Genomic DNA, 14,503 nt, shown 5'->3' on the forward strand with positions numbered 1-14,503 from the left:
TCTGTTTCCTAGGATTCCAGGGCATTGAGCTGAAGCGTTAAAGGCCGGTCCTCTTCCACCTGTTTGGAAAACCCGATGGGCCCTGGATTTCTGAACCGGTCAGGACATTCACAGGCCGCCACCCACTCCTCCCTGACTGCCTTGAACACCTTAAAGGCATTGGATTCCAGGTCAACAATGCTTTTTTCCATAACCAGTTCCAGGCGCCCTTTGCGTTCCTCAAGGTGCATGAGCCGGGCAATGGGGATACCGGCCGGCTGCCACTGGTGAAAGTCCTTTTCTAAATTGATAATGGCCGCCATCTGGCCTGTGGCACCGCCTGCAATCAGATGAAAGGCTGTAAGCCCTAAATTGTAGGCATAACAACAGTCAAAGTAGGTTGGATCGCTGCCCCGGCCGTCATACCCGTAAAAATGGGTCTGGATTTTAAATTCAGCCTGGGACTTCCTAAATATATTCACAAGGACCTGCGGTGTCTCTTCTTCCGCATCCAGCATACCCGCATTAACCAGGGCAAGCTTCAGGGTTTTAAGGGAGATGATATCCGGCTTGACCAGCACATATTTATCCTGGGGGTTTTTAAACAATGCCGGGGCAAACAAATCCGAATCCATGCCCGCACTGTCCATGAGCGAAACATAGTCATCCCGGAGAATACCAACCTTGTAGCGCCCCTGCTCCCGAAGCACGTCCAGATACTCTTTGACCATGTCCATGATGATCTTCTCGGTTTTGACCTGGGAGAACTGGAAATTGCCGTGAAGATCCCTTTCCACCAGAAGCCCTTCCCTGAAAAACGACGGCAGCTGGTTGAACAGCTCATCATCCCGGATATTCCATATGGGAAACCGGCCCTTGTCCATCATGCCCTGGGAGATCCTGCGCAGATAATCCAGTTTTTCGTTCAGGGTGGGAAATGACCTGTGGAAATCCAGGTCATGGATTCTATTATAATCTGCAATGATTTTATTGAGTTTTGTGATGAACACCTGGATTTCATTAATAAATTCAAGAATGCCTTCGGGGATGATCATTAACCCGTAATTTTTGCCGAATGCAGCCCGCCGGACAATAATGTCACAGATCACCCGGGACAGATGGCGCAGGGTAATCCCATAGGCGTTATAATCCATCTGCCCGTCCTGCTCCAGGCCCTTGGACATACGCTCCTGGTCCACATAGTCTGCCAGCTCCTCACCGATCAAGGCTATATTCACATGGGTCTGAAGTGCTGTCTCCAGCGTAAGGTGGCTTGCCACCCGGCCCATGACCTTGCACACATGCCAGTATTTAATGTCCGAGCTTCCGTCATTGGCCAGGTTGGAAATATTTTGTGCAAAGGCCCGGGCCGCAGAATGAAATCCAAAGGAGATGGCGCACAACACCTTGCCGTCTTCTGTTTTTACCTGGATATCGCCGTCAATGGTTTTGGGAACCCCGATGACTTTTATCCCTGAGGATTTAAAATGCTGGGCCAGAAAGGCGGCATTGGTATTGGAATCATCCCCGCCGATGATCACCAGTGCATCCAGATTCAATCCCTTGCATACTGTCAGGGCCTTTTCCATTTTGCTGCCGGAATCAATTTTGGTCCGTCCGGTTTTAATCATGTCAAAACCGCCCATGTTCCGGTGGGTGTCCACCAGTCCCGGGGTAATCTCAATGTACCGGTTTTCAAGCAGCCCTTCAGGCCCTTTAATGAACCCGAACATCTTTGACGCGCTGTTGAAACGTTTCATCTCATCAAAAAGACCTGCGATCACATTGTGCCCGCCCGGAGCCGGGCCCCCGGAAAAAACAACGCCGATATTCCTTGGCTTTGAAAATCCCGCCTTTGCATTTTCATCGGGAGCAGGATCTGTAATCACCTGCTGTACCCGGTTGTTGATAATTCCGGGCAGCATACGTTCCGCCTCGGTATCTTTCAAAAAACGGTATTCATGCAATGTCTCAAGAGATGTATGTGATGCATTGAAAATATCTATTTTTCCAGGAGAAAACCGCCTTCGTGCCAGGGTTTCCCTGCTGTCCTCATTCATAATTTGAAATGCTTGCGCCGTCACGCCGGGGGGGATCTTCAGGGTGTTGTCTTCCATTATTACTCCAGAATATTTTTTTAACTTATTGTGCCATGACCTGATTTCGACCATTTTCCTTTGCCTTGTATACAGCCATATCCGCTCGTTCAAATAAATCCGTTCCTGACTTATCACCTTCCTTGGCACAGGAAACGCCGATGCTGACCGTAACCCTTACAGTTTCCTCTTTATACAGGAATTCAATTTTTTCTATGGTCTGGCGTATTTTCTCCGCAACCTGTGTTGCGCCGTTGGCATCCGTCTCCGGCATGATAACGGCAAACTCTTCGCCGCCATACCGGGCAAGCATATCACTTTTTCTTAATAAAGGCTGGGTCCGTTTAATAATTTCCTGCAGACACCTGTCGCCAATGGCGTGTCCATAGGTATCATTAATATTTTTGAACTTATCCGCGTCAATGATCAAAAGAGAAAAAATAGTTTTATACCGAAGAAACCGGTCCATCTCCTCTTCAATTTTCCTGTCATAGGCCCTGCGGTTTTTAGCACCGGTCAGCTGATCCTCGTTGAGTTTTTTCTCCAGCTCTTCGGTGTATTTTGTGGCAGCCTGCAACTCCTGCTTAAGCCTGGCAAATCCCGAGGTAAAGGTGTCCTTGCTTTTCCCAGCCAGCCGGCTGATGGCCTGGTCCACTTTCTGTTTTTTGCGCAATGCCTTTTCAATGGAAGAAAGACCGGTGGATATCTTTGCCCGTAAGTCATCTAAGCTTTGAGCCACATCAGATGAATTTTTGATCCCGGTCATTTCGTCATCTAAAATGGATTCAAAACCCTGATTTGAATAAAGCAGGGTATTTGTATGCTCATAGGAAGAGGCCAGTCTCTTCTCAATTTCAAAAATCCTTGCCACAATATCCCGGATAAAGGCATTAACCTTTTCCCGATCCTGGCTGGTTTCTGAAATATAAAGAAAGATAAGGGTAAAAATATTTTCCCTGACTTCGTCAAAATCCGGAAGATCCTCTGTATTAAGCAGATTTAAAGTAATGGCATCTAATTTCTTGGTATATTTTTTATCAAGGGTGGATTTCAGATGATTCACCACATCATGGTAACTTTGTCGAAGATTGTTCATCGACTGATCTTGGGATGAATTTTTCCGAATAGAAGAAAAAAATCCCTTCTTTTTTGGGGCAGCAGCAGGGCTGATATCTTCCTGGATTATGGCGGTTTTGATCTGACCAAAAATGTATTCGATCTTGGCCGGAGAGGCCTTTTTCCGTATGGCCGTACCCAGCTGGGTACAGGCGTTGCCCAATGCTGTGCCTTCCTGGGAGAGTGCCTCTAAAATAATGGGGAAATACCTTCTGTAAAGGCTGTCAAGATTTCCATACTGGGCCTCCACTGCATTCAGTTCCTTGAGCAGGCGGTCCTTCTGGGATCTCAATTTTATGATTTCAGCGTTTAATTGATTTGTTTTATCATCAGGGTGTTCGTCCATAATGTGTCCCCAAGTTTAAACGACTTGCAATGGTAGATTATTTTTAACCAGTGATACAGAGAAAGTAAAGTTAATTTAACAGACCCAAAGCTTGCTTGGGGCGACTAAAAAATGTAAAAGATGATGCATAATAATCTTGATTTTATCCAATTGGCAAATCAGAATTTTTAAATTAGCAAATTAAAGCGCATGATCAAAATCCATTGAGGAGATACAAGGGTGGTATTTAGCTTTTTTAAGAAAAAAAAGAAAACACCTGAAACAGAACCTGTTTCAGAGAAAAATAGGCTCGCAGAAGAACCCATTTCACCGGAACCTTCTTTGCAACTAAACTTACAACCAGACTTACAACCAGATGAATCAAAGGAATTTGTCGGGGAAAAGACGGTTCCGTCTAAGGAGCCGACCATGGGCCGGGAATTCGCCAAAAACCGGACGCCGGCCAAGGCTCTTGAACCGGATATAGAGCCGGACCCGGATCCCGTCCGGAAACCGGAGACAAATCAGGAACCGGCCCAGCCCGAAGGCCCTGCTCTCCGGATACAGGAACCGATTCACGAAAAGCCTGCAATCAAAGAGGGGCCAGGGCTGCTCTCAAAGCTTAAATCCGGTCTGGCCAAAACCCGGACTGTTTTGAATACAGATGTCACAGAACTGTTCTCCTCGGCCAAAGCCATAGATGACGATATGTTTGATGAGCTCGAAGAACGCCTGGTCACCTCGGATCTTGGTATTGACATCACCATGGACATGATGGCGCGGATCAGAAAAAAAAGCCGGGGTCTGACCACGGGGGATCAGCTCCGTCAAATACTCAAAGACGAGTTGTTTACCCTTTTCCATGAACCGCCCCCCCCTGCCCCGTCTCAGCCAAAGCCCTATGTCATCATGATGGTGGGTGTCAATGGGACTGGAAAAACAACCACCCTTGGCAAGCTGGCCATGAAATACAACGCCGAAGGCAAAAAAGTATTGATTGCTGCGGCAGACACCTTCAGGGCCGCAGCCATTGAGCAGGTTGAAATCTGGGCCCGGCGGGCCGGTGCGGACATTGTCCGGCACAAGGAAGGGGGGGATCCTGCGGCAGTGGCCTACGATGCTGTTGAAGCAGCCATGGCAAGGGGGGCTGATGTGGTGCTCATTGATACGGCAGGCAGACTGCACACCCAGAAAAATCTCATGGAAGAGTTAAAAAAAATCAGGCGCTCTGTGGATAAAAAATTCAAGGGCGCACCCCATGATGTAATGATGGTCATCGACGCCACCAGCGGCCAGAACGCCCTGTCCCAGGCAGATATTTTCCATAAAGCCGTGGGGCTTACCCAGATGAGTATCACTAAACTGGACGGCACGGCAAAGGGCGGAATTGTGGCAGCGGTCGCATCCGTCATGAAGTTGCCCATTGCCTACATCGGCGTGGGCGAGGCCATAGAAGATCTGCAGGAATTTGATGCAAAACGCTTTATCAATGCACTGTTTGACTAAATTCTATAACGGTGGATAACACACACTGGATTATTGGGTATTGCGACCTGATTTTTATTGAAAAGGTGCCTTGGAATTTTAGAAGATCTTTGCCGGAAATTCTCTGATTTTAACCTGGTGCCGCTGGAAAAAGGATAAAATATGAAACCAAAATGGAGAGTCCTTTTTTGCGATGGTATGGAACACGTTTGTCCGGTTACGGATTTTATCAATTCCCGCCCGGAAAAACATCAGGTGAAGCTGCTACGGCTGCTCGGACTGTTGGAGGAGCATGGTCCGACCCTGCCAAGACCCTATGCGGATGTGCTTCATGATGGGGTGCACGAACTTCGTTTTACCCTGTCTCAGGATCGAATCCGGGTACTCTATTTTTTTTGTTATCAGAAATTTATCGTACTATATGAGGTGTTTTTCAAAAATACCCGTAGGGTTCCTGAAAAATATATTAATCAGGTCATAACCTACCGGGATGATTTTTTATCCCGGATCTCTGAAAAAAAACTGGAGAAAATCAGCCGTGCTGTTTTTTAAAGAATTGCTGGCGGAGAAATTCAAAGATAAGCCTTTTTTAGCCCTTTATAATGAGGAGTGTCACATTTGTACAGCAACCATGAAAGTGGTGGTCCGGATGGCTCAGAGCGCAGACGCCAGGGAGAATATACTGGTTTTGCTGGGTATTGATCCGGTGGATTTCGAGGCACTTGAGGCGGGTGATCACTGCCGGCCGTTGCAGGTAGCCCGGCTTCTCAATCATTTTGGAATGGATGAATCCGAGGTAACTGCACGCTGTCCAAGATATTCCAGGGACCTGGGTAACACTTAAAAAAAAGCGGGCCGGCTATTTTTTAGCTGTCCACATATTGGGCAAATCAGCCCGGATCCCCAATATCCCCTAGTGACTGTCCTCACCATTTTTCAGCATATACACCAGGGACCAGCCGGGCTCCGGAACGATCCGGCTGTCATGGGCATACACATGAAGACGGTTGATTTTGTCCACGGCAAATAACAGCAGGGCCTTGGGGCCGTGTTTTTGCGTAAACTGCGCCAGGGTGAATTTTTCCGTCAGCTTGGTGGTGATAATCTGTCCACCCCGGGCCAGGTCTGTGGCCAGGGCAGGGTATGAAGCTGTTTTGCCAAACAGGATTTTTCCATGGTTCTGGATGGACATTCGGTCTGCAGTCGGCCGGTTGTTTTCCGACTGGGAAGGCAGAATATAAATTTCATCCGCCCCTAATTCCAGGCGATAATGAATGGCTGCCGCCACGTTGACCGCTTCATGGGGAAACAGGGCAAGCACCCCCCGGACACCCACCAGCGGAATATGCCGGTCCGCATGTTCTGACACGGGGTTGCCGAAATATGTGGACAGCCCCTCGTTTTTGGCCCTCATCACCTGATCCCATCCGGTATCGGCCAGTTGGACCTGAAACCCCAGACCCATCAAGGTTTTACCAATGGCACGCGCCAGCTGATTGGCCCCGATGATTACAAAACCGTTGGGGGTGGGCTCGCCCACTTTAAGCCACAGGGCAATGGGGCGTGCCGTAACGCTTTGTACGATGACCGTGGAAATAATAATAAAAAAGGTCAGGGGCACCAGCACCCCGGCATCCGGGTAGCCTTTCTTCTGGAGCTGGGTGGCGAACAAGGCTGAAATAGCTGCCGCCACGATCCCGCGCGGGGCAATCCAGGCCAGCATGTGCCGTTCCGGCCAGGTCAGGCTGGAGCCGATACTGGACACCATGATGTTCATGGGACGGGCCAGAAACTGAATGGCGATGAATAAAAAACTCATCCCCCAGCCCAGGGCAATCAGCTCATCAATATCCAGCCGGGCGGCCAGCATAATAAAAAGGACGGAAATCAGCAGAATACTGATGTGTTCCTTGAAATCCAGAATATCCCCGATGGACACATCCTTCATGTTGGCCAGCCAGATGCCCATGACAGTGACCGTTACCAGACCCGATTCATGCTGCAGATGATTGGAAAACACAAACGCGCCCAGAACCAGGGAAAAGGCAAACAGGTTGTGCATGAACTCGGGAATCCAGTGTTTGCGGATGGCCATACCAAATCCGTAGCCGCAAACCGCGCCAATGACCACCCCCGTGGCCACCAGCCGGACAAACACCAGTATGGTATGGCCCATGGCCTGCTGGGCCGATCCGGATATGATGAATTCGTAGGCCAGAACCGCCATGGCCGCACCGATGGGATCCACAATGATGCCTTCCCACCTCAGGATATTGGCGATGTTGTGGTTGGGCCGGACCGTGCGCAGCATGGGAACGATCACGGTGGGGCCGCTCACGGATGTGATGGCCCCCAGAAGCACACTGATCTGCCAGGACAGCCCCAGCCCCAGCCGGGCGGCCAGGGCCGTGATGATCCAGGTTACCAGCATGCCGAAGGACACCATGTTCCGGACCACGATGTGAAGCCCCCGAATTTCCGAAAAATTCAAGGTCAGGCTGCCCTCAAACAGAATCAGGGCCACGGACATGGACACAAAGGGAAAAAAAAGATCCCCCATCATCTCTTCGGGGTTCAAAAGCCCCAGCACGGGACCGGACAGGATGCCGGTGATCAGAAGAAAAACAATTCCCGGAATTTTTATCCGCCAGGCCACCCACTGACAGGCGGTGGCTGCAACCAGGATACCCGCAACCTGTATGAGCGTATCTTCATTCATTGGTTTTCAGCTGTCATCGCAGTCGCTCCTATATACACATAAAATCCATATGGTTTGGAGCTCAATATTAACCCACCAGGTTTTCATTGACAAGGTTAAAGCCGGTGGCCTAAACTTACCCTGTTGCGCAGAAATCCCGGAACTTACGCCCGAAAAGACAGCACAAAAAGTCGGAACACCTGTTTCAAAACTTAAAAAAGGAGGGTGGAATGGACAGAAGAAAATTTTTAAAACTTTCAGCCGGTGCGGGAACCCTCGCACTGTTGCAAATGGCCGGTGTCAGCTGTATAGATTCTGGGGGGGGATCGATAACACTGCCGTCTTTGCCCTACAAAACCGATGCTCTTGAACCGTATATTTCTGAAAAAACAATTCGCTTTCACTACGGGAAGCACCATTCCGGGTATGTAAAAAAACTGAACCGGATGATCCAAGGCACCGCCTACGCCGGCCTGACCATTGAGGCAATTATTCAGAAAACCCACGGCAGTGCCGGTGAGGCCGGTATTTTCAATAATGCGGCCCAGGTCTTCAACCACACCTTCTATTGGAACAGCATGAAACCAGGCGGCGGCAATGTGCCTGCCGGTATCATTGCCGAAAAAATTAACGCGGACTTCGGCAGTTATGACGCATTCAAAAAAGCTTTTGCATCCGCAGCGCTCTCCCAGTTCGGCAGCGGATGGGCATGGTTGGTCAAAGACGGTGATGCGCTGAAAATCATCAAAACAGCAAACGCCGATACACCGCTTGCCCAAGGGCTGATTCCGATCCTTACCGTTGATGTATGGGAACATGCATATTATCTGGATTATCAGAACCGGCGGGCGGATTATATCGACGCCTATCTGAAAAATCTGGTCAACTGGGAGTTTGCACAAACCAACCTGGCCGGATAATAAAATATTGTTTAAATTCATGCCCTGCTAGCAGATCGGGGGCGCCTTACCCATCATGGGTGCCCCCGGAACTCGCGCTCAACTCGTCACAAACCCGATAAGATTCAACCGAATTTCAAACGGAAAGTTCGGCAGACAGCTTATCTGACATTTGAACCCCCCGGTTTATACGGGCCTTATCTATTACTTCAGTTAGCCTCGAGCAACACTTTTATATGGTCATAATATTGACTAACCCTGAACTATTCATATATTTTGATATAAGATTCAGCAAGGATGTGCGCGGGCTGTCCGGAAACTTGAATCTTCAATTAATCATTCAGGCGTAAGTGCCAGGTAAAATAAAAAGGTGATGATATGGGAAAATTTCAATGTACCACCTGTGGTAAAATATCCACGGACAAAAACGAAATCTGTCAAGCGCAGGCCGAAATCGGGGCGGTTTATACATGTCACGACTGCGGCAACAAGAGCAGCCGGGCAGCAGACATCTGCAACCCCGTCAAAATGACGCCGTCTTATTTTTGCAGCACATGCGGAAACACGGCTATTGAAAAACAGGCGTTGTGTGAACCTGTCAAACTGTAAATTTCAAACAAAACAAATGATATGGATAACTGCGGGAAAAGGGGACTGACTTTAAGCCAGTCCCCTTTTCCCGTCTTTGCAGACAGAACAATGTATGTTTGATGCCGGATGTATGATTACTGCATCATCAGGCAGGTTTTATAGCGAAGCCCCTCATCTTTGGCAACCGCCTTGTAACATACACTTCGTTCCGCCATACTATTCGTGCAATAATCACAGGCCCTGAGCGCATCAGTCCGTCTTTTTTTACTGGTTGCGCAACACATCGCCGCTTTTGTTTTTGCATATGCATCCATATTGCCCTCCTCAATAATTTAATTTACGTAAAAGCATTTTTTATGCTTTTATAAAAAGTATGTCAAATCAAACAAAAGTCAATAGCGCGATTGGCAAGATGGATGTTGAAAAAATATAGTGTTGCCGGCCAGTTAATGATTACATAACTATGTCTTTTCAAATATACATAATTTCCCCCATTGAAAAACCGGGGATAGGGACTTATATTCGAAAAGTAAGGATAGGAAACTAAAAGAGGTAATCATAAAAATATAATGTTTCCATCATCGGGACGAAACCGCCGGCCTGGCAACCAGATCTGAAGCGGTCGAAGAAATATATTAACCCTGTGTTTAAAGGAGAATTAATATGTCGAATGAGCCCCGTATAAACCCAAAATCAGAAGAATCAATAAAAACGCAAAAGAGGCATTCCAACGTGTCCGATCTGGATATCTGTACATCGGACCCGGCATGGGCGGAGCATGCAAGGCCCAATGATGAAGGGCCCTCCCCCTGTGATGACGGGCGCGGTATTCAATTTGAAACGGATTCCAATTAAAACAACGGCAGGCGATTTTTCAGCTTAGAATATTGAACAATATTCTTAACAGAAAAAAGGGGTTGACAGAAATTGTCACATAACTTTTTTATTTATCAAGCGAGGTAAATATAATGGATAAAAACCAATTGTGCAAAAAAATAGAACAGATATACCCGGACATCGGACAGTGCGGGATTGATATCAACGTTTCATATGACGATGATAACGAGCGCTGGAAAGTGCATTTGAAAAAAGATAACAAGTCGTTGGATACTTTTCTGGAACCCGGTGATGCTGAACTCTGCATGGAAGGCCGGCAATGCGTAAGCCTTGGCATTGAAATCAGCCAGCTCAAGGATAATATTGAAAATTAAAAAACTTGTCCTTAGGAGTCTGTTTGGTAATTAGGGGATTTCATCGGATTTATCAATTACCAGACAGACTCTAAAAGCAAGATTAAGAGTACGAAGATATACGTCTTCATACCCTCTATGCTCTTCATGGTTTTAAACAACGTGTGCCCCATGAATTTGGGACGGGCGGGAAAATTAAAGGGGAAAGCAAACTTTTCCCCTCTCTTTGTTCGTCAGGGTCTGCAGCAGTGATGTAACAAAAATTCCGGCGACAGGTCTTCCCCTTCAGGCCAAAAAATGCCCCCGAGTTCGTCCACGGCGACCTGCCTGAAATAACGTGGATATCGTAGCCTCCATAACAACTCCTTTTTTTGTATCAGTTCATCCAGCCCAATTTGTGATTTTTTGTTATCTTCCCAAATCAATTCAAGGCTGAAATTATCCAAGGGGCGGACTTGAACTACTTTTTTCCATGGGGTGTTAATTGGCGAGTTCATTCCACGTCTCCATTAAATCTTCATGGTTGGCTAATATCCATCCCTTAACAATATATCCTGCCAAGACATTTTATCAAAACGAAAAATCGTAATTGAGGATGATCGGGATCAGCGACTAGCTGCCGCATTAGGAAAGAAGAAAATACCGGTTGCTGCTTTCCCTGACCGCTACCCGGGGAATGGGCTTGATGAATTGCTGGCGAAGGCTGTAAGTATATGCCCCCTGGGCCGGAATCATGAGGATGTCATCCTCCTTGATAGCCGAACCGAAATAGGCATATCCCCAGACATCGTGGGGGGTGCATAACGAGCCCAGAATATGGCATTTTTTTTCGGCCAAGCCAGGCCGGGTTAAATTAAGCACCGGGCAGTAATCGGTTTCATACCGTTCCCAGCCGACAGTATTCCCCCCGGCATCGGTGATGACCAGATCCTTATCCTTGCAATCCACCACCTGGATGAGGATGTGCATGGCATCATTGCAGATCCAGCGGCCCGGCTCGAAACAGATCCGGCACTGGACCAAAGGCAGGATGTGGTTTTTAATGGCAGTTGACAGGTGTGTGGCAAACAGATCAATGGAGACACCCGGGTCAATAATATAGTCCTGGGGCAGATCCGATAAAAGCCACTCCCCCTGGGCAGGCCAGTATCCGCCGCCAATATCAATGAATTTAACCGCATCCAGGAACTGCTTTGGCATGGTGGAAAGGATATCTCCCAGCTTTCTGATAAACGCTGTCTGCCTGTCCGGATTAAGGTTCCAGGAGGAGTGGAACTGCAGTCCCTGGAAATCCAGCCGGTTAAGTGACTGGATCTCTTTGAACGCAGATAACAGATTTTCCGGCAACACCCCGAATTTGCGCCACAGGCCTTCGGGGTTGTTGTTCAGCCGCAGCCCTACGGGCATGCGGGTTTGCTTTTCTTCAAGTACTGATGCCAGCCGTCTTGCCTCTCCCATGCTGTCCAGAAGAATCACCACCCGGTCCGGATACCGGGCCGCAAGTGCCAGTTCCTGGATGGTTTTTCCCGGACCGCTGAAAATAATGGATGACGCACCCAGCTCCAGGGCCACTGACAATTCTACACCGCTGGATACATCCAGCCCGAATCCGTGTTTAAGCAGATGCCCACAAAGATGGGGCAGGTTATTGCTTTTCATGGCGTAAAAAAATGCGGTTTCCGGCAGCCGGTGGCTGAATGCCGCCCTGAACTGGGCCGCTTTTCTTGCCAGGACATCGGTTTCCAGAACATACAGGGGAGACCCGAACGCCTTGGCCATATCCAGGTACACCCCCTTGTTTTTTAAGTACGGATTTATAAACTCAATTACTTTTTCCCGGGACAGAATGGTGCCTGGGCCTGTCATCTGTGTATTGGCTGTGAGCATGCATAATCCATTTCAATGTCGATACGTTTGGCGAGCAAAAGGCACTCTGTCTCAAAAAATCTGCGCCTGTGCGGTTCTATGATCATGTGTCCTAAAAGCCATGAATCATAGTCTTGGGGCGGCAGGGTTACCCTGTGCCCCGGGGCGTGGATCAGGTGTATTTTTTTGACCCGGTCATCCTTTTCCACGGCAGCCGTGTTGACGCGTTTTAATACACCATTTTTGCGGGCATGGATACGGAATGCCACCAGGGGGGCATATGGCCCTTTTTTTTCGTTTTTCCAGGCAACGCCTGCCGCCGCATCCAGGGTCAGCCCTATTATGTCGATGTTGCCCGCTTCCTTGAGCAGAAAGGGCAGACAGTCTCCGCCGGGCCGCGGGGTCATCTCTATGAGTACGGGCTTTCTGTTTCGCAGGATAAAATCCACCATGCAGACCCCGGTTTCTATACCCAATGCCCTGGCTGCCCGGTAGAACAGGTCAGAAAGAATTTCATTGGAAGGCGTTTTTGCATCATCATTGTTTTCCGGGCAGATCGCATACCCGGAAATGGTGCCGAATGGCCGGCTGTCCACCTTTATTTTCCGGGTTTTGCGCAAAATAACGGCCCGGTCTTCTTCCATGAGAAAATCACAGGAAAACTCAGGACCGGCCACCCATTCTTCGGCCAACATCCGGAATGTGCCGGCATCCGTGGGTTTAAACAATGGATTGCCGGTCCGTGCCGCAAGCCCGTCTGCCACTGCATTGAACGCGGTATCACACTCTTTTCGGGTCACGCATTTGAATACAAGTTCGCTGCCGGAACCGCAAAAGGGTTTGAGTACAATGCCTGCCGGTAACTGGTCCAGGAAGTTCAATACCTCAATTTCGGTATTGACCGGGCAGGTTTCGGGACAAGGGATCTGGCATTGTCTCCACAATTGTTTTGAAATAAATTTATCCCTGCTGTGCCTGACCGCCCCGAGATCGGGGTAGGAAAGCCCCATCTTTTTTGCCAGAATGGATGTGATCTCCATGGATTCGCAGTCAAAACAGGCAATGCCGGAAAGGGTGATCCCGAAGGTTTTTTTGTGGTGGTTTAATGCCTGAATTGCGGCGTCAATATCACAGATGGGGCATAAAATTTCCTCTCCGTTTTCCGGACAGGGCTCGGTTGCATTCTGACGAACCTTTGGTTCCGTCAAAAAAAGTGCCTGCCCGGGACGGACATTTCTGATCCACTCAATGTAATCAGATGTGGTGCCCACCACCAGCACCCGATTTTTTTTAAGCTCACACAGCTTTTCGCCCATAATGGCTCCCATGGAGAATAGCCGTGTCCGGCTGGGTGTGAATCTCATATGACGGTCTGGGGCTTAAGCGAAACCGTTCTTTCCAGTTAAAACTGCCGCACAGAAAATCCACGGCTTCCATCCGGTTGTGGCAGGCCCATTCCAGGTGGTGCAGGTTGATCACCTTGGCGATACCGACAAAATCCGGGTGGGTCCCTCCGGCGACAACCGTGCAGGTGTTGTTGAAAACAGCCCCCATGTCCACGGCTGCAACCTTTCCTTCCACAATGGCTGTGGTGATCCTGAGCATGCCCATATCTTTCAGATACCCTGCAAATCGTTCAAAGGACCGGTAAAACCGCGCATCACTGAAGTAGGAATCCGATGTAAATGCGGCCATGTTCAAACGGAACATTTCGGCCAGATCCGGCAGGTGATTGTACCGCCAGGTGAGCTGCCGCGCCTCAATTTTTTTTACATCTGCCTTGAGTTTTTTTCTGCTTTTCCCCGGGAATGACAGCCAGAAATTATCCATGGAAAAATCATAAATCCGGGGGTAAAACAGGTATCCGGTTTCATCGGGGCAGGTTTGCTCTATGTTGTCAAACAGCGGGTTGGTGCGCAGATACCTTAAATTCAATGGGCCGGGAACGGAGTCGCACAATGCAGTGAACACCTCCGGGGATTCGGCTATGATCCGGTTCTGCTCCAGCCAGGTTTTACCTTTCCAGGTCTCGCCGGGGAAGAATACGTATTCACCGGTCTCTTCAACCAGACTTAATGGAAGAAACCCCACAACCCGGCCCTTGTCCTCGATAAGATGGAAGCTTAAAGGTCTTTTGAATGCGGCGTTAAAACATTGTCTGACTGCCCAAAGATCAAATATATCCTGGACCGGCCAGTATTTTTCCCAGGCCTGCCGGCAAAGTTCCGGATCTGTAATAATAATGGATTTCATCGTTA

General features: G+C 48.7%; 15 protein-coding genes. 7 read left to right on the top strand and 8 right to left on the bottom strand.

Going from position 1 to position 14,503, the window contains the following annotated elements:
• Nucleotides 1-8: 8 nt before the first annotated feature.
• Entirely contained in the window at nucleotides 9-2,096 is a 2,088-nt protein-coding gene (locus tag Q366_RS13385) for a 6-phosphofructokinase (RefSeq protein ID WP_035239799.1), read from the bottom strand.
• A gap of 25 nt (nucleotides 2,097-2,121) precedes the next feature.
• The gene (locus tag Q366_RS13390; RefSeq protein WP_035239801.1) at nucleotides 2,122-3,537 is read right to left on the bottom strand and encodes a GGDEF domain-containing protein; all 1,416 of its coding nucleotides are present in this window, start codon (nucleotides 3,535-3,537) and stop codon (nucleotides 2,122-2,124) included.
• 408 nt (nucleotides 3,538-3,945) lie between these two features.
• Here Q366_RS13390 and ftsY point away from each other — a divergent pair, with 408 nt between their 5' ends.
• From ftsY to Q366_RS13405, 3 genes are all read left to right on the top strand, one after another.
• A complete protein-coding gene (gene ftsY / locus Q366_RS13395) occupies nucleotides 3,946-5,022 on the top strand; it encodes a signal recognition particle-docking protein FtsY (protein WP_051958050.1) in 1,077 nt (358 codons plus the stop codon).
• A gap of 141 nt (nucleotides 5,023-5,163) precedes the next feature.
• Nucleotides 5,164-5,553 (top strand): type II toxin-antitoxin system RelE/ParE family toxin, encoded by a 390-nt coding sequence (locus tag Q366_RS13400; protein WP_035239806.1) that lies wholly within the window; start codon nucleotides 5,164-5,166, stop codon nucleotides 5,551-5,553.
• Nucleotides 5,540-5,845, top strand: a complete 306-nt coding sequence (locus tag Q366_RS13405; RefSeq protein ID WP_035239807.1) for a hypothetical protein — start codon at nucleotides 5,540-5,542, stop codon at nucleotides 5,843-5,845. The genes Q366_RS13400 and Q366_RS13405 overlap by 14 nt, the downstream gene beginning before the upstream one ends.
• A gap of 69 nt (nucleotides 5,846-5,914) precedes the next feature.
• Here the strand turns inward: Q366_RS13405 and Q366_RS13410 are convergent, their stop codons facing one another.
• Complete coding sequence (locus tag Q366_RS13410; protein WP_035239810.1) at nucleotides 5,915-7,720, bottom strand: cation:proton antiporter; 1,806 nt, start codon at nucleotides 7,718-7,720, stop codon at nucleotides 5,915-5,917.
• A 209-nt stretch (nucleotides 7,721-7,929) separates the two neighbouring features.
• Between Q366_RS13410 and Q366_RS13415 the strand changes: the two genes are divergently transcribed.
• Nucleotides 7,930-8,619: a superoxide dismutase gene (locus Q366_RS13415; RefSeq protein ID WP_211251898.1), complete on the top strand. Its 690-nt coding sequence runs from the start codon at nucleotides 7,930-7,932 to the stop codon at nucleotides 8,617-8,619.
• A gap of 357 nt (nucleotides 8,620-8,976) precedes the next feature.
• Nucleotides 8,977-9,207, top strand: a complete 231-nt coding sequence (locus tag Q366_RS13420; protein ID WP_035239812.1) for a hypothetical protein — start codon at nucleotides 8,977-8,979, stop codon at nucleotides 9,205-9,207.
• Between the two features lie 116 nt (nucleotides 9,208-9,323).
• Here Q366_RS13420 and Q366_RS13425 read toward each other — a convergent pair whose 3' ends face one another.
• Complete coding sequence (locus tag Q366_RS13425) at nucleotides 9,324-9,503, bottom strand: hypothetical protein (RefSeq protein WP_035239813.1); 180 nt, start codon at nucleotides 9,501-9,503, stop codon at nucleotides 9,324-9,326.
• 349 nt (nucleotides 9,504-9,852) lie between these two features.
• Between Q366_RS13425 and Q366_RS13430 the strand changes: the two genes are divergently transcribed.
• Together Q366_RS13430 and Q366_RS13435 are read left to right on the top strand one after the other, a co-directional pair.
• A complete protein-coding gene (locus Q366_RS13430) occupies nucleotides 9,853-10,044 on the top strand; it encodes a hypothetical protein (protein WP_035239816.1) in 192 nt (63 codons plus the stop codon).
• 113 nt (nucleotides 10,045-10,157) lie between these two features.
• Entirely contained in the window at nucleotides 10,158-10,400 is a 243-nt protein-coding gene (locus Q366_RS13435) for a hypothetical protein (RefSeq protein WP_035239818.1), read from the top strand.
• Nucleotides 10,401-10,612: 212 nt separating this feature from the next.
• On the opposite strand, the gene Q366_RS22385 is transcribed toward Q366_RS13435, so the two are convergent.
• The 4 genes from Q366_RS22385 to Q366_RS13455 form a co-directional block, all read right to left on the bottom strand.
• Entirely contained in the window at nucleotides 10,613-10,876 is a 264-nt protein-coding gene (locus Q366_RS22385; protein WP_035239820.1) for a DUF2442 domain-containing protein, read from the bottom strand.
• Between the two features lie 127 nt (nucleotides 10,877-11,003).
• On the bottom strand, nucleotides 11,004-12,266 hold the full coding sequence (locus Q366_RS13445) for a diaminopimelate decarboxylase family protein (RefSeq protein WP_035239823.1): 1,263 nt from the start codon (nucleotides 12,264-12,266) through the stop codon (nucleotides 11,004-11,006).
• Nucleotides 12,242-13,561 carry an ATP-grasp domain-containing protein gene (locus tag Q366_RS13450; protein WP_035239824.1) on the bottom strand — a complete coding sequence of 440 codons (1,320 nt, stop codon included), beginning with the start codon at nucleotides 13,559-13,561 and terminating at the stop codon, nucleotides 12,242-12,244. The genes Q366_RS13445 and Q366_RS13450 overlap by 25 nt, the downstream gene beginning before the upstream one ends.
• Complete coding sequence (locus Q366_RS13455; RefSeq protein ID WP_035239826.1) at nucleotides 13,542-14,498, bottom strand: GNAT family N-acetyltransferase; 957 nt, start codon at nucleotides 14,496-14,498, stop codon at nucleotides 13,542-13,544. The genes Q366_RS13450 and Q366_RS13455 overlap by 20 nt, the downstream gene beginning before the upstream one ends.
• Between the last annotated feature and the right edge of the window lie 5 nt (nucleotides 14,499-14,503).

The organism is Desulfobacter vibrioformis DSM 8776 (genome assembly GCF_000745975.1).
Lineage (GTDB): Bacteria > Desulfobacterota > Desulfobacteria > Desulfobacterales > Desulfobacteraceae > Desulfobacter > Desulfobacter vibrioformis.